General features: G+C 69.0%; 21 protein-coding genes. 13 read left to right on the top strand and 8 right to left on the bottom strand.

What is annotated here, in order from left to right:
- The first annotated feature begins 236 nt into the window (after positions 1 to 236).
- The 4 genes from OH735_RS19455 (at position 237) to OH735_RS19440 (ending at position 5,756) form a co-directional block, all read left to right on the top strand.
- Positions 237 to 1,742, top strand: a complete 1,506-nt coding sequence (locus OH735_RS19455; protein WP_406382795.1) for a DnaB-like helicase N-terminal domain-containing protein — start codon at positions 237 to 239, stop codon at positions 1,740 to 1,742.
- A gap of 252 nt (positions 1,743 to 1,994) precedes the next feature.
- Positions 1,995 to 3,374: a hypothetical protein gene (locus OH735_RS19450; protein WP_406382794.1), complete on the top strand. Its 1,380-nt coding sequence runs from the start codon at positions 1,995 to 1,997 to the stop codon at positions 3,372 to 3,374.
- Positions 3,375 to 3,699: 325 nt separating this feature from the next.
- Positions 3,700 to 4,041 (top strand): plasmid mobilization relaxosome protein MobC, encoded by a 342-nt coding sequence (locus tag OH735_RS19445; protein WP_406386644.1) that lies wholly within the window; start codon positions 3,700 to 3,702, stop codon positions 4,039 to 4,041.
- Positions 4,038 to 5,756: a relaxase/mobilization nuclease domain-containing protein gene (locus OH735_RS19440; RefSeq protein ID WP_406382792.1), complete on the top strand. Its 1,719-nt coding sequence runs from the start codon at positions 4,038 to 4,040 to the stop codon at positions 5,754 to 5,756. The genes OH735_RS19445 and OH735_RS19440 overlap by 4 nt, the downstream gene beginning before the upstream one ends.
- 69 nt (positions 5,757 to 5,825) lie before the next feature.
- Here OH735_RS19440 and OH735_RS19435 read toward each other — a convergent pair whose 3' ends face one another.
- The 4 genes from OH735_RS19435 to OH735_RS19420 are packed head-to-tail and all read right to left on the bottom strand — an operon-like array spanning position 5,826 to position 8,926.
- Positions 5,826 to 6,254 (bottom strand): NUDIX hydrolase, encoded by a 429-nt coding sequence (locus OH735_RS19435; RefSeq protein ID WP_406382791.1) that lies wholly within the window; start codon positions 6,252 to 6,254, stop codon positions 5,826 to 5,828.
- 24 nt (positions 6,255 to 6,278) lie between these two features.
- Positions 6,279 to 7,193 (bottom strand): FAD-dependent oxidoreductase, encoded by a 915-nt coding sequence (locus OH735_RS19430; protein ID WP_406382790.1) that lies wholly within the window; start codon positions 7,191 to 7,193, stop codon positions 6,279 to 6,281.
- A gap of 4 nt (positions 7,194 to 7,197) precedes the next feature.
- Positions 7,198 to 7,767, bottom strand: a complete 570-nt coding sequence (locus OH735_RS19425; RefSeq protein ID WP_406382789.1) for an isochorismatase family cysteine hydrolase — start codon at positions 7,765 to 7,767, stop codon at positions 7,198 to 7,200.
- 25 nt (positions 7,768 to 7,792) lie between these two features.
- Positions 7,793 to 8,926: a helix-turn-helix domain-containing protein gene (locus OH735_RS19420; protein WP_406382788.1), complete on the bottom strand. Its 1,134-nt coding sequence runs from the start codon at positions 8,924 to 8,926 to the stop codon at positions 7,793 to 7,795.
- Positions 8,927 to 9,139: 213 nt separating this feature from the next.
- Here OH735_RS19420 and OH735_RS19415 point away from each other — a divergent pair, with 213 nt between their 5' ends.
- The 5 genes from OH735_RS19415 to OH735_RS19395 are packed head-to-tail and all read left to right on the top strand — an operon-like array spanning position 9,140 to position 13,203.
- Complete coding sequence (locus OH735_RS19415) at positions 9,140 to 9,607, top strand: NUDIX domain-containing protein (RefSeq protein WP_136206621.1); 468 nt, start codon at positions 9,140 to 9,142, stop codon at positions 9,605 to 9,607.
- Positions 9,608 to 9,610: 3 nt separating this feature from the next.
- Entirely contained in the window at positions 9,611 to 10,258 is a 648-nt protein-coding gene (locus tag OH735_RS19410) for a hypothetical protein (protein ID WP_406382787.1), read from the top strand.
- Positions 10,255 to 12,054: a DUF4254 domain-containing protein gene (locus tag OH735_RS19405; protein ID WP_406382786.1), complete on the top strand. Its 1,800-nt coding sequence runs from the start codon at positions 10,255 to 10,257 to the stop codon at positions 12,052 to 12,054. Before OH735_RS19410 ends, OH735_RS19405 begins: the two co-directional genes overlap by 4 nt.
- Before the next feature lie 46 nt (positions 12,055 to 12,100).
- Positions 12,101 to 12,676, top strand: a complete 576-nt coding sequence (locus tag OH735_RS19400; RefSeq protein WP_406382785.1) for a phosphoribosyltransferase family protein — start codon at positions 12,101 to 12,103, stop codon at positions 12,674 to 12,676.
- Complete coding sequence (locus OH735_RS19395) at positions 12,673 to 13,203, top strand: hypothetical protein (RefSeq protein ID WP_406382784.1); 531 nt, start codon at positions 12,673 to 12,675, stop codon at positions 13,201 to 13,203. Before OH735_RS19400 ends, OH735_RS19395 begins: the two co-directional genes overlap by 4 nt.
- A gap of 50 nt (positions 13,204 to 13,253) precedes the next feature.
- On the opposite strand, the gene OH735_RS19390 is transcribed toward OH735_RS19395, so the two are convergent.
- Complete coding sequence (locus tag OH735_RS19390) at positions 13,254 to 14,846, bottom strand: IS1182 family transposase (RefSeq protein ID WP_406378983.1); 1,593 nt, start codon at positions 14,844 to 14,846, stop codon at positions 13,254 to 13,256.
- A 149-nt stretch (positions 14,847 to 14,995) separates the two neighbouring features.
- Between OH735_RS19390 and OH735_RS19385 the strand changes: the two genes are divergently transcribed.
- Genes OH735_RS19385 through OH735_RS19370 form a run of 4 tightly spaced genes read left to right on the top strand, consistent with a single transcriptional unit; the run spans position 14,996 to position 17,997 of the window.
- Positions 14,996 to 15,544, top strand: a complete 549-nt coding sequence (locus OH735_RS19385; RefSeq protein ID WP_406382783.1) for a glycosyltransferase family 9 protein — start codon at positions 14,996 to 14,998, stop codon at positions 15,542 to 15,544.
- The gene (locus tag OH735_RS19380) at positions 15,541 to 16,677 is read left to right on the top strand and encodes a hypothetical protein (RefSeq protein WP_406382782.1); all 1,137 of its coding nucleotides are present in this window, start codon (positions 15,541 to 15,543) and stop codon (positions 16,675 to 16,677) included. The genes OH735_RS19385 and OH735_RS19380 overlap by 4 nt, the downstream gene beginning before the upstream one ends.
- Entirely contained in the window at positions 16,662 to 17,411 is a 750-nt protein-coding gene (locus OH735_RS19375; protein ID WP_406382781.1) for an SDR family NAD(P)-dependent oxidoreductase, read from the top strand. The genes OH735_RS19380 and OH735_RS19375 overlap by 16 nt, the downstream gene beginning before the upstream one ends.
- Entirely contained in the window at positions 17,404 to 17,997 is a 594-nt protein-coding gene (locus tag OH735_RS19370; protein WP_406382780.1) for a histidine phosphatase family protein, read from the top strand. Before OH735_RS19375 ends, OH735_RS19370 begins: the two co-directional genes overlap by 8 nt.
- 255 nt (positions 17,998 to 18,252) lie before the next feature.
- Here OH735_RS19370 and OH735_RS19365 read toward each other — a convergent pair whose 3' ends face one another.
- The 3 genes from OH735_RS19365 to OH735_RS19355 are packed head-to-tail and all read right to left on the bottom strand — an operon-like array spanning position 18,253 to position 25,712.
- On the bottom strand, positions 18,253 to 21,111 hold the full coding sequence (locus OH735_RS19365) for an RNaseH domain-containing protein (protein WP_406382779.1): 2,859 nt from the start codon (positions 21,109 to 21,111) through the stop codon (positions 18,253 to 18,255).
- Between the two features lie 24 nt (positions 21,112 to 21,135).
- The gene (locus OH735_RS19360; RefSeq protein WP_406382778.1) at positions 21,136 to 24,465 is read right to left on the bottom strand and encodes a hypothetical protein; all 3,330 of its coding nucleotides are present in this window, start codon (positions 24,463 to 24,465) and stop codon (positions 21,136 to 21,138) included.
- A complete protein-coding gene (locus OH735_RS19355) occupies positions 24,462 to 25,712 on the bottom strand; it encodes a hypothetical protein (protein ID WP_406382777.1) in 1,251 nt (416 codons plus the stop codon). Before OH735_RS19355 ends, OH735_RS19360 begins: the two co-directional genes overlap by 4 nt.
- Positions 25,713 to 25,744: the final 32 nt, after the last annotated feature.

Below are 25,744 nucleotides of genomic sequence, written 5' to 3'. Positions count from 1 at the left end.
GCATCCACAACCAAACATCATTGCGGATTGAAATGCAAGGCATTGCGTTGCCGAAAATCTCGGCTATGGTCGTGGTCCGCCGTACAGCGACGGACGGAACCGCACACGCAGGCGGCCCCGGTGCTACGAACACCGGGGCCGAAGTAGAGGCTCCACCGCACAACCATCCATCCCTGAACGATCGAAACCGGAGGCCGGGGTTGCCGCCCCATGTGGCCTGCCGGGTGAGGAGCTCCGTGAACCAGGGTACGACCCTGCCCTCCCAGACGCCATCCCGCTTCGACGAAGGCTCCGCCCCGACGGAGCATCCGTTCAACCTGGACGCCGAGTGCGCAGTCCTCGGCGCCTGCATGCACGAACCCGGCGTCATCGCCGCGGTCAGGCCCATCCTCGGCGACGACGCCTTCTACCGGCCCGCGCACGAGACCATCTGGCGCGCGCTCCTCACTCAGCACCGCGAGGACAAACCCACGGACCCGATCGTCCTCACCGAGCTGCTCCAGCAGCAAGGGGACCTACAGCGCGTGGGTGGCCACACCTACCTGTCTCAGCTCGCCAACGCTCCCTACGGCACCAGCAGCGCCGAGTACCACGCGGAGATCGTCCGCTCGAAAGCCGACCTTCGCCGCCTGGTGACCTCGGCGATACAAACCCTCCAGCGGGCCCGGGAACCCGGTGCCGATCCCGAGGCGATCCGCAGCGAAGTCGAAGCGGAAGTGCGCGCAGAGCGTGAGCGTGCGCTCGCCTCGGGGCAAGGACGGTTGTCCCGCTTCGCCACCGACGGGTGGTCATTCGTCAAAGAGAGCGGGGCGGACGCCGAGCCCTTGTGGGGCACGCGTGAGAAGACCGTCTGGGCACCGGGCGAGAGCCTGATGATCGTCGGCTCTCCGGGCGTCGGCAAGACCACACTGGCCCATCAAGTGATCTTCGCCCGCCTCGGTCTCCAGGAGACCGTCCTGGAGATGCCCGTCGCCCCAAGCCGACGCGTGCTCTACCTGGCGATGGATCGCCCCAAGCAGATCGCCAAGGCCATGGCCCGCCGCGTCTTCTCCACCGACGAGAAGATCCTGCGCGAGCGGCTCGTGGTCTGGGAGGGCCCGCTGCCCGCGACCCTCGACAAGGAGCCCGACCTCCTCGCCGATCTCGCCGCCGCCCATCAGGCCGACACGATCGTGATCGACAGCCTCAAGGACGCGGTCAGCACGATGGTCGACGACAGCCTCGCGGTCGCCTTCCACAATGCCCGCATGCGCACCCTGCGCAACGGCGTGGAGATCCTGGAACTGCATCACCAGCGCAAGGCAACCGCGGACGCACCACGCGGGCAACGCCCCAGCCTGGACCAGGTCTACGGCTCCACCTGGATCACCGCCGGCGCGGGCAGCGTCCTGTTCGTGAGCGGCCGGGCCGGCGACCCCGCGGTCACACTGCACCACCTCAAGACCCCTACCGGCGAGGTCGGCCCCCTGGACGTCACGCACGACCACGTGCGCGGCACCACCAAGGACCCCGCCATCCTGCTGCGCAACGCCCTCAACGGGCTGACCGCACGCGACCTGGCCACCGTCCTCATCGGCGGAGGTGACCCCGACCGGGCCGACATCGAGAAGGCCCGACGCCACCTCGGCCGCCTCGTCGACAGCGGCCTGGCCACCAAGACCGACGGCATCGCCGGAGGGGCCGGAGGCGGCCAGCAGGCCCGCTACTACGCCTCCGCCCGCCACCTCACCGCCGTCGGCTGACCTGCTCGCCGACCCCCTCGAAGCGTTCACGCGACCGTACACGCGGCCTCCGCGTCCGCACACCCTCGTGGACCGCTCACAGCCCACACGCTCACCGCAAAACCGCAGGTAGAGCGATCACGCGACCGTACATGCCGTACACGCGCCTAAGCGATCACGCGCGGGCCCCCCTTTAGAAGGGGGCCCGCGTGTACGCCCCCTCCGTGAACGCCGTGGTCGTCTCCCTGTCCTTCCCCCGGAGTAGATCCGCGTATGCCGCCCGTCATGCCCGAAACACTCGCCACAGCATCACTCCCGTACGCCGACAGCCCGCTCCTGCCCGCCGCCGTCCTGGCGGTTGCCGCCGGTGCACTGCTCGCGTGCCTGAGGGCCCGACGCAGCCAACGCCTCCCCCATGATCGGAAGTGGCGACCCTCGGCTGCCGTCGTCACCGCCACCGTGGCGGCGCTCGTGTGCACCGCCTACAGCGCGGACACCAGCTGGCGGTTCGCCGCCCACTACCTCGACATGCGCAACACCGCCGAGCGCACCACGATGTTCTCCGCCGCAGAACTCGCCCTGTTCTCGATGGCGCTGATGGCCCGGCAGAACCTCCATGGTCCAAGGCAGACGGCTGGCCTGCCCGGAGTCCTGGTCTGGGTGATCACTGCCATGCAGACCATTCCCGCCTACGCTGAGTCCGGCCCGGTCGGCGGCACCGTACGTGCCTTCACCGGCCCGGTGATGGCGGCCGTGCTGTGGCACCTGGCCATGGGCATCGAGCTCCGCCAGCGCACCCCCGACGCCGCCTCCCGTGGGCTCGGCGCTGCACTCACTCGGCAGGCCCGCGAGCGGCTGCTCGCCCGGCTGGGGGTCTTCGAGCAGGACCAGGGCGCGGCCGAGATCATCCGTGACAGGGCCACGCAGCGGGCCGTCGCCCTGGCTACTCGCCTCGCCGAGATGACTCCCGGACAGCGGACCGAACGGGCGGGCCGCCGCACCATACGTCGGCTAGCCAAGGCTCTCGCCCGCTCCGGCATCGATGCCGACCCGTTCCGGAACCAACAGCTGCTGCGCCAGCTGGCCACCCGCCGTCAAGCAGCCGCCCTGGCCACCGTCGATCTGCCCGAGCGCTGGGGCCTGCCCGTCGGGCAACCCTTCGACCTGCCCACTGCGCAGCCCGGATCCTCCCGGGCAGTAGCCGACGGGCAAGCGACCGGCGACGATCAGGCAGACCGCGACGATCGGGCAGAAGACCACGCCCGCCCGCACCCGTCAGATCCGGTCGACGGGGAACCCGACCCGGGCGCCTGCCCCAATCCCACCGACCACTCCGGCCCGACAACGGCCGCCCGCTCGCACCAGGTGTCGCGCCCACAAGACGCCGTTCCGCCGCCCACAGGCAGCACCTCACTCACCCCATCGCCCAAGCACCACACGCCGAAGCCAAAGCGGTCCGTGCGCAAGCCCAGCGCTTCCGACGAAGTCATCCTCGCGTTCGCCCGCCGCGTGTACGAGGAGACCGGCAGCGTCGGACGCGACCGCGTGGAGGACGCCGTGCGCGACGCCGGCTACAGCGTCTCCAGCAACGTCGTGGGCCGAGTCGTCCGCGAGTTCAAATCCCGGATCGGGGCCGCGCACGCAAGTTCCTGACCCAAGACCGCAACGACTCACCCCAGCGATGCCCTGAGACGGAGATCCCGTGCACGACCCCCGCCACGAACCCGCCGCGTTCCAACAACAGCCGACCACCACCCCAGCAGCAGGCGGAGCAAGTTGTCCCGGGAGCAATGCTCCCGGAATTCCCGCCCCAGGGGTGGCGGGCCCGATCCTGCGCCAGGGGGCGCCGGACCGGCAGGCTGCGACCGAGGGCGGACCGCAGCCAGGAGCGGGACGGCAGGCCGAATCCCTGTCGCGGCGGCGTCAGCGCGCCCGTCAGCCGAAGCCCCGCAAGCGCCTGCACCAGCCCAGCTGCCGCATGAACGACGCCGAGTACCAGCGCTTCACCGACGCAGCCGCTCAGTGCCAAATGACGAACGCCGCCTTCCTCGCCTACGCCGTCGACAAGGCCGCCCGCGACCTGACCCGCACTGCAGCCGAGATCGCCAGCGAGCGGGAAGTCCTTGATGAGGTGTTCGCCGCCCGCCGGCACCTGGGTCGGATTCATGGCCTGTTCAATCAGGTCGCCAAGGCGCTCAACTCCGGCGCCGACGCACCCCACCTCGACGCCGCCGCTCAGGCCGTCCTGAACGCTGCCCGCCGGATGGAGGACGCCGCCGACACCCTGCTCGCCCACCGGGACGGTGGCTGCCCGGCATGATCCCTCGAATCCATAAACGCGGCAGCGCGACGGTCGGCCTCATCCGGTACCTGTACGGCCCCGGCACCCACGAGGAGCACACCGACCCGCACCTCGTGGCGGCCTTCGACCCGCTCATGCCCGACCCGGGCCGCGATCCGCAGGCCACCTACGGGCAGCTGCAGCGGCTGCTCGACCAGCCCGTCAACGCCCTGCCCGCCGGCCGACGCCCTGACAAGCACGTGTGGCACCTGTCCATACGCGCCAGCCCTGAAGACCCGGTTCTGCCCGACGACGCCTGGGCAGCCATCGCCCGCCGCATGGTCGCCGCCACCGGCATCGACCCCGAGGGCGACGACGCCGCCTGCCGGTGGGCGGCCGTCCGGCACGCCGACGACCACATCCACATCATCGCCACCCTGGTCCGCGATGACGGCCGACGGCCCCGCCTGCACAACGAAGCCCGCCGCGCTCAGGCCGAGGCCCGCCTCATCGAAGCGGACTACAGCTTGCGCCGGGTCACGCCGGGCGATGGCACCGCCGCCAAGCGGCCCACCAGCGCCGAACTCCATAAGGCCGAACGCCGAGGTCGGCAGCGCACCCCGCGCGAGGAACTGCGGGAGGCGGTCCGGCGCTCGGTGGCCGGTGCCGGAAGCGAGGAGGAGTTCTTCGATCGCCTCGCCGGGGCCGGCCTGCTCGTGCGACGCCGTGTCGCACCGTCGGGCGACACCCTCGGCTACACCGTCGCCCTCCCCGGCGACCGCAACGCCAAGGGCCAGCCAGTCTTCTACTCCGGCTCCAAGCTCGCCCCGGATCTTTCCCTGCCCCGTATCCGCGAACGCTGGAACGGGAACCCTGACCGCCCCGCCCAGCAGCCGGCCCTGCCGCCGGTGACCGGACCTGCGTCCGCACGTCGTCGCGTCACCAGCGCCGCCTGGCAGGCCCTGTTCGTCGTCGACCACGGCGAGAACGGCGTCGTCGCCGCGCAAATCGCCGCCACCGGGGAAGTGCTCGACGCCCTCGCCCAGACGTCTGCGGCCCACACCCGCCACGAACTCCAAGCCGCAGCAGCCGCGTTCGAGCGCGCTTCCCGCTCTCACGTACGTGCCTCACGCGGCCACGACCACGCCCTGCGCCGAGCCGCCCGTAACCTCGTGCAGAGTGGCCCGGCCTTCGGCCGAGGCGAGGACGGCGCCGCCACCGCGATGGCCATCGACATGCTCATCTTTCTGGTCTCTGCCGTCGCTCACTGGCACGCCGGGAAGCAGCATGCCCAGCAGGCCGAAGCCGCGCACCGGGCTGCTGAACATCTCCGCCTGGCTTACCGGACCGCCGCCGAGCGCCCGATAGCGGCTCTTCACCAGCGAGGCGTGCGCATGGCTCCCTACCGGCAACACCGCCATGCCGCCTTCGTACGGCAAGCCCTGCCCGAACTGGCTGGCCGGATCCTCGCCGAACCCGGCTGGCACGCCCTCGTCGCCACTCTCGACGAAGTCCAGGCAGCCGGGCACGACCCCACTGCTCTGCTCACCGAGGCAGCGGCCCGTAGGGAACTGGGCACGGTGGCGCACATGAGTGACGTACTCGTGTGGCGGCTACGCCGTTCAGCCGGCCTTCCTGCCGACCCCCGGCACCTCCAGGTCCCGCCCAGTCTTGGGAAGCGCCCGGTCGCCCTACCGGAGCCAGTACCCCGGAGCGAAGTCATGCCTCTGAATGGCTCCCCACGGCGGCGCTGACCGCACGTTCCAGCCCTGCCGCACCAGCCGCACACTCGTGGCGTTTCAAGAGAGCAGGCTCGGCAGGGCTCACGCCAGCAGGGCAGCGTCGAGGTAGCGCTGCACCGGCTCGAACAGCCCGTACGGCACGTACTGAGGAATCTCACCGAGCGTGGCCCAGACCGTGTCGGCCACTTCACCAGCGCTCGCAACAGCCGCCTCGCCCCCGACGGGCCGACATGCGATGTAGTGGATCTCCCGGCCCGTCAGAGGGTGCACTCTGCGTCCCAGTGACTTCTGTGGAACCACCCGTAGTCCGGTTTCTTCTTGGGTCTCACGTACGGCGGCTTCTTCGGGCGTTTCGCCGGGTTCGATCTTTCCCGCCGGGAACTGCCATGAGAGGGCACCTTCCGTCACGCGTCGTTGTACGAGCAGAACGCGCGCGTCCCGAGCGACGATGGCAGCAGCGACCGCCACTTCTGCCTTACTGGTCACAGGGGGTCCCCTTCCAAGAGCCATCCCTTGACGCGCAACACCGTGACCTCACCCCTTGATGGGCAAGTCCCTGGCCGCGTAGTACGCGTGCAGCGCTGCCTCGCTGCCGGAGCCCAGGGCGGTCATGATCCGTTGGAAGCGGGCGGAGCGGAGGTCGCCGGCCACGATGACGCGGGGGTGCTGGTCGGTGGGCGGGCAGTATCCGTCCGTGCCACGGATCAGGTCTCCGGGTGGGGCCGCGGGGGCGCTTCCCAGGCTGAGGAAGGCCGCGTCCGCCGTGATCGTCCGGTGGATACCGTCCCTTCCCACTGCCTCGGCCGACAGCTGGGTACCTTCCCCACCGTGCAGCGCCAAGTGATCGACGGGGAGGAGCGTGACCCGTGGGTCCTCGCGAATCTCGTCGATCTTGTACGCGTCCGCCGCCGGGTACGCCACGAGGAGGCGCGTGTCGGTGGTCGGGTGGGCGCGCAGGAAGGTGCCGATCGGACGGTCGCCGCCGAGGACGAGGAGGGTCCGGCCTTGGGCGTCGTCGGCGTCGGCCCGCCAGAGCGCAGGCAGGGTCAGGCCGACGGGGGCGGTGATCCAGGTCGCGTCGCCGGGTTGGAGAGGGCCGACGCCCGTGGCGACGATGGCGTACGGGGCGGTGAGGGAAGCGCCCGTGTCCAACGTGACGGTCACCTGGTCGCCGTCGGCGCGAAGCTCGGTGACGTACCTACCGAGTGCGAGGCGGCACAGCTCCGTGTTCTTCAGCTCGGCAACGATGGCGTCGGCCAGCTCGGGGCCGCCGGTGTAGCCGCCGAGGACGTTGTTCAGGGCCGGGATCCGGTACAGGTTCCGGCACAGCCGGTCCGGCTCGACCAGAACCGAGCGCATGCCGACGCTGGCGGCCATACGTGCGGCAGCGCACCCGGCGGGTCCGCCGCCGATGATGATGAGGTCGGTGTCGTACAGCGTGTCGCCCATGGGGCTATTCCAGCACCGGGGCCCCGGCGCACGCGGTGAGTTGGCAGACCACGTGGTCCGTGGTGACAAGTTGGCCGGTTCCGATCAGGCGGCGGGCGACGACGAGTCCGGCGTCGTGCACGTCAGGGCCGGCGTCGCTGGCGCAGGCGTCGGTGACGATCCAGGGGGCGTAGCTATGTTCGAAGGCGTCGGCCGCGGACTTCAGGACGCAGCTCTCGGTAGCGATCCCGCAGAAGACGAGGTCGGTCCAGCCACCCCCGCGGACCAGTTCGGCTGCCTGGGGGGTGAAGAGTGTGTAGCCGGTCTTGTCGACGACCGCGTGCGCGCGGGCTGCCGCCTCCGCGAGTTCGGGGACGATGTCGGTCTCCGGTGGTTCTTGGAGGCGGCGCCACTGGAAGAAGCGCTCGTACGGGCTGTCCGGGTAGTTGAAGTACCGGGTGAAGATCACGGGCCGGCCAGCGCCGGCCCACTGGGCGACAAGATCGGAGACCGCGGGCACGACGTGGCGGCTGCGCTCGTTCACGAAGCCGTTCTGCATGTCGATCACGACAAGCGCGGCGCTGCCGATGTCCATCCGTTGCTTCTCCTGCCCTGTGTTCTCACCCGACGCCCTCTCGCAGAGCGTCCTGCGCGGCGCGCAGCCGTTCGGCCAGCCCGCTGGTCTTCATGATGGCCTCCCGCATCAGAACGTGTTGAGCGGTCTCCTGGGCTCGGGCGGTGGTGAGCCGGGAGGAGGCGGCACGCAGGAAGCGCCAGCCGTACTGCTCGGGCATGAAGGGGTCCTGGCCGTCCTCGATCATCTGCTGCACCTGGCGGGTGAAACACCAGAGGGCTTGGACGGTCAGTTCGCAGGTGACCAACTCGTCGATCGTGAGGCTGCGCTCGCGGGAGTGGGACGCGTAGGCGACGCCGGACCAGCCCGCGTAGGCGGTGGACACACCCCGTACGCCGAAGGACACGATGTCGGGGTGGTCGAAGCCGGTGGCGAGGAGAGACTCCTCGACCGCACCGCCCAGAGGAGCGGGCCCGCCCGGGGCGCCGCGGTCGACCAAGACAGAGGGCGTGGACAGCAGGCGCAGGGCGGTGTCGTGGGCGTCGCCGGACCAGGGGCCCGAGGTGAGCCAGTAGAGGGAGAGGACGTACTCGGGGTTGGGAACGCGGGCGGGTTCCTCGTCCAGGAGGTCGCGGAGCTTGTCTCGTACCCAGGGTAGGTCGGAGGCGTAGGAGCGGTACCGCCAGACCGCAAGGTCGGTGAGCGCGGCGGGCTGGTGCGGCTGAACGAGGTGGAAGACGGCCACCCCGCACGTGAAGACGTGAAGGACGCACTGCTGCGCTTCGGGGTGGTCGACGCGGGCCGAGGAGGACTCCAGCCACTCGTCGTGAGCGCTCGGTCTCATGTGTGCGCGGAGGCGGCCGGCGCGCTCGACGCCGATGAAAACTGGCAGGAACTTGTGGGAGTCGACTTCGATTCGGCCTGTCACGGGCGGCGCAGCGCCGTTCGTTCCCAGTGCCGCCGCGAAGCGCGCCTGCGCTTCGTTCGATGCGCGGTCAAGTGCGGTGTCGAGCACAGCCTGGGACTCAGCACGCGGCTGGTAACCCGCACCGCCACCCTCCCAGTTCGACACGGTCCGGTCACTGACCCCGAGGTAGGCGGCGAAGTCACGCAGGCTCATGCGAAGGGCTTCGCGCAGCAGCCGTGCTTCGCGGCCGGACCATCTCTGCACAGTCACCACCGTCGTACCCCCCGTCCGTCACCTGGTGAAACGCCGAAACGCCCTGTGCGAGCAGTCCTGTTCGGCATAACTGCGGCATTGCTGCAGCACCCGTGCGTCACACTCAGCGATCAGTTTGCACCATGCTGTATTCACGAACCGGGGAAAGTGGCCACAGCCAAAAAGCGCCCCTCCGCCCGTTCTCTCCGGTTACACACCCAAGGAGCAAACGGCATGACCGACATCGTCAAGCGCAACGCCCGCGCCATCCTTCTCGACGGCGACGAACTGGTCCTCATCAAGCGCACCAAGCCCGGCAGGGAGCCGTACTGGGTGTCGGTCGGCGGAGGCGTCGAGGAAGAGGACGCGACCATCGAGGCGGCGCTGCACCGGGAGGTGTTCGAGGAGCTGGGCGGCAAGCTGGAGCGCGCCGAGCTCGTGCACCTCATCACCGACGCGCTGGAGGGAGGCGTCGGAGTCCAGCACATCTTCGCGGCGCGCCTGGAGTCGATGGACCTGGCCGCACGGACGGGCACCGAGTTCGACAAGCCGGAGCGGGGCGGGTACGAGGTGGTCCGGGTGCCCTTCACCGCCCAGGCCGTCCGTGAGCTGAACCTGATGCCACCGGAGTTGGCTGAGTTCATCGCCACGAACACCGACGCGATCACCTCCGTCCTCGACACACCGATCCGCGAGGCATGAGCGATGGAGCGGTTACCGGCCTTCGTCAGCCTCAACGGCCCTGACAACGTCGGCAAGACGACCCACCTCGATCGGCTGGCCGCGCGCCGTCACGTCTTTCAGCCGCTGGGGGCTGTCCACGAGCACGACCCCGAGCCGTGGGCGCGGGTAGCGGCCGGCGACTACGCCCGGTGGTGGTTCGAGACGTCCACGACGGTCGAGCTGACGGAGATGTTGCTCGTCGGTCACGCCAAGCGGGCCGCCGCACGCGAGCCCGGTCGTACGGGACTGCTGGACCGTGGCCTGCCCATGCTCCTCGCTGTGGCCACCGCGACATGCGTGGTCAAGGACGGGCTGACGGTAGACGAGGCGTTCAAGACCGTGACGGACATCGCCGGTTCGCGCGCCACCGCATCGGAGTCCTCGGTGCTGCTGCTCTCATCCCTCGACGCCGAGCGTAGTTACGCCATCACCAGCGCCCGCGAGGGCCGCCCGTGGACCGGGATCTACCCGGCCTATCAGAAGACACTGCACGCCGTTCTGCTTCACCAGGCCGGCCACGGCACGTACGCCGCCGTCGTGGACTGCGAGAACCGCTCCTTGGACGACGTGCACAGCGCCGTACTCGATCACCTTGACCTCGCTCCACTCACCGACGGGAGTCCCCGATGACTCAGAACTCCCCGCCCCTGGTGCTGCCTCCGGGGCTCGCCCGCGCCATGGCCACCCTCCAGGACAAGGACCGGCACCGCCTGGACGACACCGTCACCCGGCTCCACGCCGTCAACGGGCGTCTGTGGGACACCGAGGACCGGGTGCGTAGCACCTTGCTCTCCGCCGCCCAGGTCGCCGACTGCAAGCGAGAGATCGACCAGCTCAACGCCGAACGCAACGCCCTCGCCGAACGGGCTGACGAAGTGCTCGGCTCGCTGGCGGACGCGGGCCGTGCCGACGTGCCCCTGCACACCGAGACGCTCGCCTCCGTCGTGGACCGCATGTCGGTGCTGACGCTGCGGATCTGGCACAGCGAGCATGCGGCGGGCCGCGATGAGCTGGCCGCGCGACGTGTCCCAGCCCTTCACGGGCAACGTGAAGAGCTGTGCGCCGCTCTCGACGCGCTGGTCTCCGATGTCGTCGCCGGCCGTCGTCGGCTCCCCGTGCCGGCCCGCTTCAAGCTGTACGGGCGGGAGGACGTCGCTCCGGCGGAGATCAAGCCGAGTCGGCATCTGCGCCAGGTACTCGCCTTCGGCGGGCTGAGCGAGTGCGGGAAGAGCACCAGCGCACAGTTCGTCCAGCGGACCTGCGGCGCCCAACGCCTCAAGATCGGCTTCCTGTTACGGCAGGCAGCCCATCGGGAAGGGCTCGCGGACCCGTACGCACTCTCGGCCCGTCGGCAGGCCGAACTGCTCCTCGGGGAGCTGAACCGCTTCGCGGACGCCCACGTCGACACGAAGCTGTTCACCATCGAGTCCGTCCACGACGATGCCTCGATCGCCGAGCTCAAGCAGCTCATGGGCGACACGCTCCAGATCGTCTACCTGGACGCCTCCTTCGCCGTACGCGTCGAACGGTCGGGCACTCCGGCCCAGGCCGTCGCCGCGAAGGACGAGATCAAGATGAGCCGCGGTGCCCACCAGGTCGGCGCTCTGGCCGACCACGTCATCGACAACACCGGCAGCATCGCAGCCCTTCGCGCCCGCCTCCGGCGCATCGCCGCCCCGCCCTCCACGACTGCGCTGCGCGTGGCCACCCCTTACGGGCTCGGTCTTCCGGCAGCAGTCGCGTCGGCGACGGCCGACTTCACCGACGCGGTGCGGGCGTACGGACCCGGCGTCCGGCTCGTCGCCCTGACCGGAAGCCCCGGAGAGGGAACCTGGATCGCCGACTGGTCCGACCTGGACCTCATGGTGATCGCCGAGCACGAGGTCATCGGCGGGATCCATGAGGCCCTGGATCAGTACCGGACGGCCCTCGGCGGTGCGGCCTCTCTCGGCCCCACCCTCGTCACGCCCGGAGAACTGACCGCCCGACGCCTCACTCCGCGCCTGGCTTTCGTCCTTCATCAGCTCCAGCAGGGCAGCCCCGTCCTGCATGCGGCATCCGACCTCGAACTCCCGACGATCAGCCGGGACGAGCTCGCGTTCGCCGCAGTCCGCGAACTGCCCCAGGTCATGCTCACCATGCGCCGTCTGCGTACTGCGGAGGGGGCGACCGCCCTGCGGCAGCTCTACAAGCACCTCGTGCTCGCCTGCCGCCTTCTCCTGCGCGAGCACAACCAGTGGGAGTCCGGCCCTGACCGGATCCTCGCCGCCGCCTCCCGCATGCCGGGACTGACGGCCCTCGCGGTCCCTCCTCTGGCCGAGGTCGCGAACGCCTGGCGTGACGGTGACACCGAGCTCGTCCTCAAGCCCATCACCGCAGCGGTCGACCAGCTCCTCACCTGGTACGCCCTCCAGCTCGCCGCCTGAACCACGCACCTCTCCTTCTCCCCTCTCCACCGACAGGAGCTTCGTCATGCCCGAAACCGTCACCATGCCGCCCTTCTCCGCCCGAATCGTCGAACGGCTCAGCGTCGGAGCCACGAGCCGCCGCGAGCGTGTCATCCACTCGTTGGACGGCCTGGAAAGCCCGGTGCATCCCGACACCCTCGCCAGCACGGGGGCCGATCTGTGGCGTCTGCTCCGGGAGCAGCTGCCGGACGGCGCCGGCTCCGTGGACTTCCTCCTGGGCCTGGACGCGGGCGGCATCCTGCCCACCGTCTCCCTCGCCGACGCCGCCCGCCTCCCGTACAAGATCGCCTGGAAGCTGCACCTCCCCCTGGACGGCGCGGTCCGCTTCAGCGAGCCGCACGCCATGCGCACCGACGTCTTCGCCTACGGCATCGCTCCGGGACAGCGCATCGTCATCGTGGACGACGAGATCACCACCGGTCGGACCCTGGCCGACCTCACCCGCCGCCTCCGCGAGGCCGGCGCCGTCCCGCTGGCGGCGGCCTGCCTGGTGGAGGACACCACGCGCGGAGCCCGCGCCCTGCTCGACGAGCTGGAGCTGCCGCTGGTCTCGCTCACCACGATCGAGGGCCCGGCGTGAGCTCGGACGCCCCGCCAAGGATCCGTTTCCACCACGGCTCCGCGGTCGTCCCCGCCGGGGCCGTCCACACCACCCCGCTCGGGTATGACCGTGGCAGCGTCCCCATCGGCGCGCCGCTCCCGCTGACTGCCTCCGCCGAGTTCGTCCAGCGCCTGAGCGGGTGCGGCGAGGTCGTGGTGGCCTTCGAGGGGAAGCTCGGAGACACCCTTCTCGCTCTGTCGGGGGTCCGCGCGGTGCTCGACTGGCTGCGGCTGCGGTCGGTTCGCACGTCCGTCCGGGCGGTGGGGCCGTACGCGGGGCTGATCGCCCGGACCGGGCTGATCGCTCACCACCCAGTCACCACGCCCCACGGTCGACGCGCCGTGATCGGAGACCGCGCGGGGGTCGAGGCGCACGGCTCCGAAGCAGTGGTGAGCCTGGTACTCGATCCAGCGGCCCCGCCCTGCTGGTCGAGCGACGGCCGCGCCCACCCGGACCTGCCGGCCCGCCTCTACCTGGCGCTGGAACGCCGCCTAGAAGACTGCTGAAAATCTTGTTGAGGGGCTGTTTGGCCGTAGGCCGGGCGGCCCCTTCTTCGTCATGGGGTGGCCGGGGCGAGGTGCCAGGTGGTGTTGGTGCGGGTGAGTCCGAGGTTGATCAGTCGGCGGAGGTTGAGGGCGGCGGCGCGGTGGTGGAGTGCGATGTTGTTGGCGATGACGCCTCGGTAGCGGACTCTGCGGTTGCCGTGGGCGACGAGCCAGGCGATGGCGCGTTCGACCGGGGGCCGCCATCGGCGGTATTCGTCCTGCCAGGCGGTGTCGGTGGCGGCCTGGACGCGGGCTGCGGTCAGCAGTTCGTGCTGAGGGTGGACGTTGATAACCCGTCCGGTCTTGGAGGTTGTGCAGCGTTCCCGCAGCGGGCAGCCGGTGCACAGCCGTTTGAACTGGGCGGTGCGGCCTCCGTCGGCCTTGGTGCGGCCCAGGTTCGCGGTCTGTCCGGCCGGGCAGGTCACGGTGGCGGCGTCGGTGTCGACGTGGAAGTCGTCGATGGTGAAGCCTCCGGGGACGGCCTGCCGCAACGGCGGCGGCTTGACCACCAGGACGTGGCCCTGGGCGGTCAGTTGTTCACGCAGGTCGCCGGTGCCGTAGGCGGAATCGCCGAGCACGGTCAGCGTCTCGCCCTCGCTGTGGTCTTCGTCGGCCAGCAGGTCCAGCGCGACGGCGGCCTCGTGGTTGTCCGGCCCGTAGCCGCTGGTTAACGCGACGGCAGTGAACAGTCCGGCCTCTGGCTCGAAGGACACGTGCCCTTTGAAGCCCTCCTGGTGGCGGGTTCGGTTCTTGTGGATGTGCCGGGCATCGGGGTCGACGGTGGACACCGTCCGGTCGGGCACGGTGCGCATGGCGATGCGCCAGCGTCCGTCGCGGCCGTCGGAGTCCTCGGCCGGCTCCACGTCCTGGCCTGCGACGAGGGCGAGAAGGCCCACCGCGTTCGCGGCCCGCTCGCCCAGCTCACGCTCGGGAAGACGGCCGAGCATGTTGAGCGCGTCGGTCACCAGGGCGTCGACCAGCGCCTCGCGGGCGGCTTCGTCATTCCAGGCGATCCTGGGTTTGCCGGGGTCGGTGTAGTCGTGAGCAGTACACCACCGGCCGGCGACCTCGCCGGCGCCGGGGACCTCACGGATCACCCGGCGGATCGCGGCCACGATCTGGGTGACGGTGTCCTGAGTGGCCACCGCATCGTCCAGGACGGTGGAGTCCAGCGCCCGGCGCTGCTTTCCTCTGAGGACACCGGTGGCAGTCACCACCTCTTTGACCTTGGTGAAAATCCGCGTCGGGTCGGCCGAGCGGGCGAGCCGGCGCCGGAAATAGGTCAGCAGCGAGGGATCGAAGGCGGTGTCGTACAGGCCCAGCCCGCAGGCGGCCTTCCAGCGCAGGTCACACCGCAGTTCCTGGACTGTCTCGAAGTCCGACAGCCCCTGCAGGCTCTGCAGTACCACCATCGCGGCCAGCACCTGCGGCGGCAACGACGGCCGTCCGTTGGCCGACGGATACATGTCCGCGAAGAACTCTGGCGGGAACAGCACCTCACGATGCTCGGCCAGGAAAGCGAACACACTCCCTGCCGGGATCAACTCCCGGCAGGTCTCCCACACATCCGGCCCGACCATCTCCCCGGCCCATTCCCCCTGCATGCTCACAAGACTGGCCCCGGACCTACCGGTCCGGGGCCAGAACGCAAAAGATTTTCAGCAGTCTTCTAGGCATCCGCCTCCCCGGCACGGCTCCCCTCGCGCCGACCCTCGCGACCGGCCCGAACAATCTCGTCGAGGAGCTGCGATCGGTGGGCTGGCTGGGCGGCCTGACCATCGCCGCCATCACCGCCACCAGCTGGCCGGAGCGCAAGGACTACACCGCCCAGCGGTACATCGACCTCGCCGAGCAGATCGCCGAAGCCCAGCAAGCACAGGCCCGGCTGCTGCTCATCGGCGGCGCCGCGGAAGACGGCTTTAGCGTCAGCGCAGAGGCCCCTCGACGCCACGTTCAGGTGCTCCACCTGGACGGGGTGCCGGCCGACCAGCTCGCCGATCTCTTCCCACACTGCGACCTGATCGTCGGCAACGACACCGGCCTCACCCACCTCGCCGCGATGACGCGCAGTCCCGAGAGGCCCGTCATCGGCCTGTACGCGCGCCACAGCCACAGCAAGTGGCGCACCGGGCTCCCCCACCACCACGCCATCGCCACCGACCTGTCCGACCGCATGCACCAGGGCGACCTCTGCCCCGTCCGAGATGCCATTCCTCCGGACGTCGACGTTCACATGGACGCCTTCCCGCCCGCCGAACTGGCCCGAGTGTGCCTCGATCTGCTGAACGGGGTGCGGCCATGACCTTCCGCAGCCCTCTGCGGCTCGGCCCGGTGCGGCGCTTCACTCGCAACCTGCTCTGTCCCGTCGACCTCCTCGGCCGCCCGTTGCTCCTGAAGTACACGCGCGACCCGGTTGGAAGCCTCGCCGAGGTTCGCGGACACGCACGCCTGGCCCAGCACTACCGGGTGCCTACCCTCCACGCCCACCTGCGTGTGCCGGGCGGGCGGCTCCTCGCGTACGAACGTCTGCCCGGCGGCACCGACCACGGGCTCCTGCTCGATCTCCTCAACGCAGGCGAGGCGAGCGGCGGCCTCCGCGCCTACATGGATCAGCTCACGGCTGCGTACCGCGAGGCCATCCTCGCGACGGCGAGGCCCACCGACCCGACACGCGTGGTCCGCAAGCTGTACTGGGACCGTGCGGCCCCCGGCGGCCGACTCGACGACTACTACGCCGGCAGGGACTTCCCGATCGCCGACGACCTCATCGACGTACCGGTCTCCCGCCTCGACACCTACACCCTGAACATCAACGGCCGTCGGCACCACCTGGACTGGGTTGCCACCCTCCGCTGGCTCCGGGCCCACTTCGCCGCGACCGAGCCGGTCTGGGCAGCGCTCACCCAGGGCGACCCCACCGACGTCAACCTCGCCCAACCGCTCGCCTGGTTCGACTACGACACCGCCGGGATGAACAGCATCCCCGGTGAGTTCGCCAACTTCCTCTGGTACGCCTCCGCCCTCGGCGGCTGGCTCGTGCCCACGTACAACCCGGCTGCCTTCGCCGACCACCCCGCCACGTTCGCCCGCGCCCCGGACAACACCCCCGAGATCCGACGAGCGGACATCGAGCACACCACGAGCACTCTCCACATCGACTATGCCCCACGGCTCGCGGCTACCCGGCAGGCCGCCGTAACCACGTACTGGAACCAGCTCGTACGGCCGGTCGCCGACCGCCTCTGGCCGGGTGCGGACCTGGCGAACCTGTTCCGCCCCTTCCTGGCCATGCGCATCCTCGGCGTCTACAACCTCGCCGACCTAGCCCCAGCGGACCGGCTCCTCCTCCTCGCCCGGCTCGCCGAAGCGATGAGCCCCGCCTTCGACCCCGCCACCTACTTCTGCCCACTGGAGTCGCCATGCCCCGCCCCCTGAACGGCCGCACCGCCCTGGTCACCGGAGCCACCGGCGGCCTCGGCACGGCCATCGCCCGCCGCCTCGCAGCCGATGGCGCCACAATCGCGCTCGCCCACTTCGACGACGACCGAACGGCAGGAGAGCTCTCAGCCTCCCTCCCCTCTTGCATCTCCCTGTCGGCAGACCTTCGAGACGCCGAGGCGGTACGGTCCCTGTGCCGTCGAGCCCAAGAAGCGCTGGGCCCGGTGAACATCCTGGTCAGCAACGCCGGTGCCTACCCGCGCCGATCGTGGCCGGAGACGACACCGACCCACTGGGAAGACACCCTGGCCACCAACCTCACCAGCCACTATCTCCTCGCCCACGAACTCACCCCCGCCATGACGGCCACCGGCTGGGGCCGCGTCATCACGATCGGCTCCGTCCTCGCCGCTGCAGGCCGCCACGAGCTCGCCGGCTACATCAGTGCCAAAGCCGGCCTCGAAGGACTCACCCGCGCCCTCGCCCGCGAACTCGGCCCAGCCGGCGTCACCGCGAACTGCGTCGCTCCCGGCTCCATCCGCGTCCCCGCCGAAGACGCAGTCGTCGACGACCCGGAGGCCATGACCGCCCGCCAGCTCGCCCGCCAGTGCGTCCAACGCCGGGGCCGACCGGAAGACGTCGCCGCGGCCGTCGCCTTCCTCGCCACCGAGGACGCCGGCTTCATCACCGGCCAGACCCTGCGCGTCGACGGAGGCTGGATCCTTGGCTGACATCTGGCTCATGCGCCACGGCGCCTACGAAGGCCACCGCCCCGGATACCACGCCCCACACGAGGCCGCTCTCACCATGGAGGGCCGCGACCAGGTGTGCCGCTCGCTCCCCCTCCCCGAGGGCATCAGCGCGATCGTCACCAGCCCAATTCCCCGTGCCCGCCAGACCGCCACCCTCGTCTCGCATCTCACGGGCCTGCCGATCGTGGCCACCTCCGGCCTCCTCGCCGAGTGGCGCGCCCCGAGCATCGTCCTAGGCCGGAGTGCCGAGACCTACCCGCCCGCCTATCGCGCCTGGCGAGCCCGGCGCCTCGCCAACCCGTCTCTACGCTGCGAAGACGGCGAAAGCCTTACCGACTTACACACCCGCGCCCGCCACTGCGCCACTTTCCTCCACCACACCGCCCAACGCCACGGCCCCCTCCTGGCGGTCTCCCACACCCTCTTCCTGGGCGTCCTCACGCACCTCCCAGAAGGCCCCGCCGCATTCGTCACCGCCGCGAAGGTCCCCTGGCGTTTCGCAGAGTTTCGGGTTCTCCCTGCGCCCCAACGAGCGGCGCCCGGTCTGCAGCGACCTGCCCGGTAGGACGGCCTTCCCGACCGGGGGTGCGAATCGACGAATTTCGGCCCCGGCTGCCTGCCCACGCTCTGCGCGACCGAGCGAGGTGAATGGCGAGGGAAGAGGCCCTCCTTAACCTCGTGGTGGTCGGTGCTGGCCCGAGGCTGTGGATACAGATCAGGCGCCACAGAGGAGAGGGCCAGCGACATAGGACAGGTAAGCCGGAAACAACAAGTCGCGGTTCCGTATGCGGGAGCAGTATTCGGAACTCGGTGGAGCTGCCTACAAGTGCAATTCCTTCTGCTCCTCGGTTCCCTCGGCAGCAACCTCGATACCGAGTTCGAGGCTGAGCTTCTCCTCGGGCGCGGCCGTGCGTCGATACTGCGGGTGGTCAAGATCCATCTGCTTCGCGGCGTGCAGAGGGACAGGGAAACGGGAGCGGCCGTCCCAGAACTGACTCTGGTGGCAGAGCTTCGCCGTGGTGATGGCGAGGGCTTCCTCGGACACTCCAGCAGCGCAGGCGAGCGGATAGATTTCGCTGGCCGTCATGGAGTACCAGTTCTGCGGCATCTCTCCCTTACGGCGCTCCTCCTTCTTGTCGGAGAAGACGGATGCCTTGGCATCCCAACGCGTGTACTTCGAGCCCAGCCGGCCCGCCCCGTCCCCGTCGAAGGCTCGCGGAACGTTGCAGAGGATCCATGCAGGTGCGCCGAAGTCCGTGGTGACCTGGTAGAGCGTGGTCGCCGTGTCCTGCTCCACCGGCTCGCTGTCCTTGGCCTTGACAAAACGGGTGGTGCTCACCGGCTGCGGTACTTCTTCGCTTTCGATGTTGATGCGGATGACGGCCTGCGGCCTGTCATCGCGGTCCAGCGTGGTGCCGGGGAGCCAGTAGCGGCTGTTGCCGTCACCTGGCGAGCCTCCCTGTCGCATGTTCTGCAGCCCGTCCCACATCCGTCGGGAGGCCAGCTCGTCCACGGTGACCACGTACGGAGTGCCGTCGAGTTCGTCGGCAAGGTCAGCGAGGGCGCGTTCGACGGTCTCGGCCGCGTCGTCCCAGCGCTGCCGGTACGTCTTCTTGTCGCCCGTTCCCTCCGGGTAGGCGCTGGCGTGGAAGGCCGGCTGGGCGAAGTGGTAAGGCTGCCACTCGGGCCGGGTAGAGCTCCACCCGAGCATGGTCCAGGTGCCACCGGTGGCTTGCGGAGGCACGAGAGCGGACGCGGTGATGACGACCTTGGGCTGGCCGAACTCCCCCTTGCGCCGGTTCTGCTGCCGTACGTGGATGCCGACGTGTGCGATGCGGTCGACCGGGTAACCCGCCTTCTCCGGCCGTAGGGCATCCGCAATGCGGTCGTCGACGATGCCGAGTGACCGGTAGAGGTCGAGAAGGGCCATCTCTGCTGGGTGATCCTTGGCCTTGGGCTTGAAGACGACACCCTTCTCGTCTTGGCCGCGGAGGTACTGGCTGGGGACGCCGAGGTCTCCGAAGATGTTCCTGGTCTGCGGCTTGGCGTCGAGATCGTCCAAACTGATCCCCGCATACTCCTCAGCCACGGCCGACGTGGGAATCTCGGTCTCACACCATGCCGCGACAAGCACCCCGTTCTGGGAGCGGATCGGTGCACCGGTGGCTGCCAGTGCGTCCCTGCGTCCGCCGGAGGGGCCAGGCTTGAGGAAGTCGGGGGCGCGGTGGAACTCCGCGACGATCTGGTCGCCGTGCAGCCGGAGTTCCTGACCGTTCTCCCGATCGAGCCCTTCGGGGTTGAGGTCGAAGCTCTTGCAGAAGGTGTCAAGCATCCGGAGCCGGGTGTCGTCCTGGTACCAGAGGCAGACGATGCGCAGTTTCTTGAAGCCTGCGGCCTCGACTGAGGCGAAGATGGCTTCCGGCGTGGGGAAAAGGGTGCCGCGCTTGCGGATCGGACCCAGTGTCTTCGGCTCCGGATGTGCCTCGCGCTCAGCCTTGCGGCGGAGGTATTCCGTCTTCGAGATGTTCTCGGGGTCCGTCGGCCGGTGCGGCAGGCTCATCCGTACCTCACGTGCCTCCAGCGGCACGGCATCGGTGTCGAAGACCGTGGTGAAGTGCTGGTGCAGGAGCCGCAGGTGCTGCATGCCGGGACCGGTGCCGACGGGGAAGGAGAAATTCTTCGGCAGGATGGGCCACACCTGGCCGGGGTGCTCGCTGGGGAAGCGGGGCGGCTCCTTTCCCTCCGCTTTTGCCTTTGCCGCCTCGGCGAGCAGCTTCTGCTCCGCCTGCGACCGCTCATCGATAGCGCGCAGGACTGAGTAGTCCATCTCCAGGCGGCCAAGGGCCTGCAGCGCAAGGCGGTTGATCGTGCGAGCACCGCCGCGGCCGTTGAGGGTGACCTCAAGGAGCGGGTGGTTCTCGCCGGGCTGCTCGGCGAGGGCGGTGTTGGAGAAGACCAGGGAGGAGGAGATCCGGGTTACCCGTGATGTCAGCAGCAGTACGGGGTTCGCGACGTTGGGCAGCGTCTTCAGGTTGAGGGCCGTTCGGGAGAGGGCGTAGCGACCGCCCTGCTCGTTCGTCCAGGGGTCGTCGAAGGCGACCAGGCCGCCGGTGGTGTCGGGCCGCAGCTTGACGGTCCGGCTGTCGGAGATGGCCCAGGGCTCGGTAGCGAGCTGCTGGGAGAGCTGCCAGGCCACCGTGCGGTAGAGCCAGTTGGGGGCCGTGGGCTGAGTGTTCTTGGTGGTCTGGAGGTAGGTGGCTAGCGAGTACGTGTGTTCGGGGGTGTCAGCGAACCGCTTGGCGAGCTCGGGAGGAGCGGTGAGATCGATGGTGCTGACGTCCTGGCCCAGGGCGAGGTGATAGGCGAGGGTGAACACACGGCGGAGCAGCTTGTCGTCGAGGGGTTGGAGGGAGGCGAGGAACGGGGCGCGGCGGTCGGGTTCGAAGTAGACGTAGCCGCCACTGGTCATGTTGAGGACGGTGGTGGCGATGGAGTAAGGGGCCTGGGCCGCGTCGTTCCTGAACTTCTTCTTGCAGAGCCTGTCGAAGTCGTCCCAGAGCTTCCAGGTCGCCTCGTCGAAGTGGCGCACGTGGACTGCGGCGTCGCCGACCAGTTCCGGGGTGCAGCGGAAGGCGAGGGTGTTCAGGTACTTGCCGGGTTCACGGTCCTGCTGGGTCACGTGTCCTCTTCCGTCTCTGCTCGCTCAGTTGCCTTGGAGGCCGGTGTCATGGGGTTCGATGCCGGCGTAGGAGAGGAAGGCGTTGAGTGCCTCCCCGTACAGGTCGTTCATGCGCTGCCGTACCTGCGGTGTCCATTGGGAGTGGATGCGCTTGAGGACGGTTTCCAGGTCGGCACTCCAGGTGTCCTCGTGGAAGGCGTAGTCGACCATGTGCAGAACGGCTTCGGTGCCGCCGCGGCGGGCGCGGCCAGCAAGCTGGATGAGGTCGACAATCATGCCAGCGACGATTTCCTCCTGGAGGGATTTGTGCATTGCCGTGAACTGGGGAGCGGTACGTAGTAGAAGCGCGAGACGGTCCCAGGCGGCGTCCCTGGCCTCAGCCAGGGCCTGCGAGGGTAGCGGGCTGCCGCCCGTCGGCAGGGCTCGCAGTCCGGCGGCGTTGATGCTGCCGTACATCTCGGCGGGGTCGTTGAGCAGGGCGAGGGGGCGCACGCACAGGTAGACGGAGCGGACCGCTGAGCGGGTGCCCTTGACGATGTTGAGTCCTCGGGCGATCAGCGACAACGGCACGACCAGGATCTTCCCGTGCCGGGGGAAGTCCTCGAACTCCTCGGCGGTCAGCCGTACGGCCACGTTCTCCCGGGGTAGCTCGGGGTTGGGGCTGTGGAGGTCTTCGGCCCTGACCGCCAGGCAGAGCCCTCCGTCGTAGCGCCCGGCCCGGGCGATGCCGCGGGCGAGCCAGGCGCACTGCTCGTAGGAGTTGGCGACAACCAGGACGTGTGCCCGGTCCGGGTCCTTGACGGCGGTGCGTTCGAGCTCGCGGTGGATGTACTGGTCGTAGAGGTTGCTGCCCAGCTCGATGAGTGCGTCCTTCTTACGGCTGGGGTGGGTGCCCGAGACCTTGATGGGGTCACCGAAGAGAGGGTGGCCCTCGCCGTAGTCGATCCGGTGCTTACGGGCCCGGATGGACTTGGCCTGGGCGTCGGTCATCCACCAGCGCACCGGGGCATGCAGGTGTTCACGTACCGCTTGGGGGAAGTATGCGGTCGCAGACAGCCCGATCACCGGCCGCTCGACGCCGGCCAGGATGAGCGAGACGATGCCGCCCAGTTCGGCGGTGAAGGTGTGCGGGTCGCCGGCGATGGTCTGGGCGACCAGGGCGGCGTTTTTCTCTTTATCGTCCAGACCGGTGACGCGGTAGCCAGTGATCGCTCGGCCCAGCATGCCGACTGGCAGAACGGAGGCGACGGCGCCGGACTGCAGGTCCTTGGAGATCCTCTGGGCCGAGCGCAGACCGGAGGAGCGGTAGTCGTGGGCCTTCTCCTGGAGAGCCGAGAGCGCCTCGTCCAGCTCGATCATTGCGGTTCTGGTGACCAGCAGGTTGATCGCCTGTGTCCGATGGTGAGTGTCCTTGACGGCGTCCGCGAGGAGTCGGTGGAGTTCGAGCTTGACTGCATCCAGCAGGTGTTCGCCACGGGGCGCCACCAACGCGCTGAGCTCGCTCCTGACCTCGTGCCAGTCGGGTTCAAGCAGGCTCGGCTGCCCGCTGAGCGGGTCGAGGCGCTGGTAGCGGGCGGGCATGAGCGCGTTGAGCCGCTGGAAGTACTCGACGGGGATGTCTGCCTTGTCCTCCGCTGCGGTTTCCGGCCACAGCAGCCGCAGGAGAGTGCGGTCCCGTCCGCGGGCTAGGTGCCAGCGAGTGCTGGTCTGGTCGGGGATGCGTGCCTGGGCGCGGTCGTCCTCGGTGGCGTGCAGGCTGAGAGCGTTCTTGCAGATGCTCAGCAGCAGGAACTCGGCCATGAGCCGGACATGGCTGACGGCAGGTAGCAAGCTGTGCTCGTCGTCGATGCGCAGCCGCTTGGCGTCGGTGTCCATCTCCTGGGGCGCTGCCGACCAGTGTCGGCGTGAGTGCAAGACGATCTCACTGGCACACTTGTCCACGGCTCGGGACTGGAACTGGTCGACCTCGTCGATCGCCACCGCGTGGCAGGTCCGCAAGGCGAACTCGGCTGCGGTCATGCTGCGAACGGGTCGGCCGTCCAGGTTAATGCCGATCTTCAGGTGGCCTTGCATGAAGACGTAGTGGTTCATGATGACGACGTTGGCAGTGGCCGCCTCGTAGACGGGGGTGAACTTCCCGCAGGTGGGGATCCAGGGGCAGGCTGCCGACCCGACGCCCTGTCGGTGCAGCGACAGGCACGGTTCGCGTCCGGGCGGGTAGTCGCCGGTGGATTCGAGGAACGTCCTCTGGGCACATCCGTATGCCAGGGGATCGACGTCACGTTCGGCTCGTCCGCCCCACTCGCCCGGCGCGTCCACAGACTCGTTGATCAGCGAGGCGAGCTTGAGAGCGCGGTCGTGCATCCCGGAGGACGACATCAGGTGCGCGCACGTACGCTTCTGCTCGATGATCCCGGAACGGTGCAGGTGATCCAGGTCTTCGCGCACATTCCAGGTCATGGCCAGACATGCCTTGATATCCGGCAGGACGATGGCGATGCGCAGGTCGTTGGCAGCGAACCAGGCAGCCATCACGCGGACCAGGACACTCTTGCCGGTACCGGTGGGTGCGTTGAAGATCTCCATGCCGCCGGCAGTCAGCGACAGAGCCTCCTCGGGGGACACCGTGTCCGAGGTCTTCAGGACCTTGAACAGCTGCCTGAGAGTGCTGCGCAGGTAGCGTTTGCCCTCCGGGAAGCGTAGGTCGATCTCTTCTGCCAAGCGCAGCAGTTCAGGCGTGGGGATACGCAAGTCGGCCTGGTACGGCACGGTCGAGACGCTGGGCAGACTGTCGTGGCCGAGCGCCTCGGTGAACTGGGGGTAGGTGGGGATCTGCAGCCGCCCGTGGACCTGGCCCACATTCTTGACGAAGATCTCCCGGGTAAGCCACGTCCCCGGTCCGGCGAACTCCGGAGGCTTGGGGCGGGCACTGGGGCGTCGGAACCGGCTGGTCATGCGGTCGACGTAGCCCAAAGGATCACCGCCGAGCCTGGGGAACGCGGAATCCGCCGTGAAGGGGTCAGTGCCCACGAGCTCGAAGGGGCCCATCACCGGGACGCTGCTGGTTCCGTCCACGGTGAGCGGCGACAACAGGGTGCGCGCCGCTACCGAGAATGTGCGGACGTCGGCGAGTTCGCCGGGGGCGATGGAGCAGACCATGGCGATGCGCTGCCTCTCGTCGTGAGGCAGTTCCTTCCACCGGTCCCAAGCCCGGTATTTCCCCGAGACCAGGGATGCCGCCTCGGCGAACGGGGCCGCAGTGCGGGAGTCTCCGTCGACAGACTTGGGAAAGTAGTGGGCCGCGAGGGCCAGCGCCGTGTAGACGGCGGTCTCTGCGATCGGCACATCACTCATGTCCAGCTCACCCCAGCCTTCTCGCAGACCATCTCGCCGAATTCGGAGGCCGCCGCCACCCGCATGCTGTACTTTTCGCACACCCCCGACAGCAGCGGGACCTGGCGGGCCCGGTAGTCGGGCACCACCAGCCACTCGGCACCGCCGCGGTCGCCGTCCTGGGCATGGATCAGCTTGGCCAGCGTCGCCGCTGAGGTGTAGTCCTTCACGTCAACCTTGAACGGCACCTTCTTGGCCCGCTTGGGCCCGGCCTCGACCAGCAGGTCGTAAGCATCGAGTCCCGGCCACAGCTTCACCTTGAGGCCGCGATCGACCAGCCGGTCGTACAGCGAGAGTTCAGGAAGTCCGGGAACGGTCGTGTACCGCCAAATCCCCCGGCTGACGGCCTTGTGCCCAGCGACGGGCACAGCCAGCGGGATGTCCCCGAAGTCCGGATACAGGACTGCCTCACGGCCACTCGGCCGGGCCGGCGACGGTTCGGGAAGCAACTCGGGGACACTGGTATTCGTGGTCGGCCGAAACAGGTAGGAGGCCCCCATGTCCGCGTGCGGAGCGTGCCAGCAACGGACTGCTCCTACCAGAGCGCCGCTGTTCTTCCGTAGGACGATCCGCATCGGCCACCGGCATACCGGGCACGGGAACCACCAGCCCCCGAACTGTGAGTTGTAGGGAATCTCCCGATAGAAGTCCGCAACCAACGGGGGCAGCCGTAGTTCGCAGAGGTCGTCCACGGCACCGGAAGGGGAACGGATCAGGTCCGACCGCCCGGCTTCGTAGACGGCCTGGTCACCCTGCTTGTACAGCAGCGTGAAAGCGGTCTCCTGGTCGATCTCCGACTGAAGCTCCCTGTCGCTCACCACCCCCGCGGTCGTGTCGAGCTTCCGCAGCGTGTGCAGCAGCATCTGCTGCTCAAGATCGAGATCGAAGGCGTCCTCCGTCACCTGTCCATCCCGGTCGACGACCAGCATCCCTTCCAAGTCCAGCGGGTCCACACCGTCGGGCAGCAGGGCAGCCAAATTCCCCGCGAGCGCGTGGCGGAACTCCCCGAACGACAGAGGAATCCCTGGGCCGCGCGCCGCATGCAGCGTTCCGTGGCACTCCATCAGGGTTGCCAGCCGCTGTTGCGGCTCAAGTCCGGGCTCAGTCACAGCCTTTGCCGCGCGCAGGGCGGCCCGGGTTACCAGGTAGCGAACCCGGACATCGCCAAGTTCGCGCGTGCTGTTCTCCGTTGAACTCGTCACAGTCATGGAGCGTAAGTGGCGCCTCTGACAATCGGTCC

The organism is Streptomyces sp. NBC_01618, from assembly GCF_045209435.1.
Lineage (GTDB): Bacteria > Actinomycetota > Actinomycetes > Streptomycetales > Streptomycetaceae > Streptomyces.
This window is presented reverse-complemented; position numbering and strand designations above follow the sequence as displayed.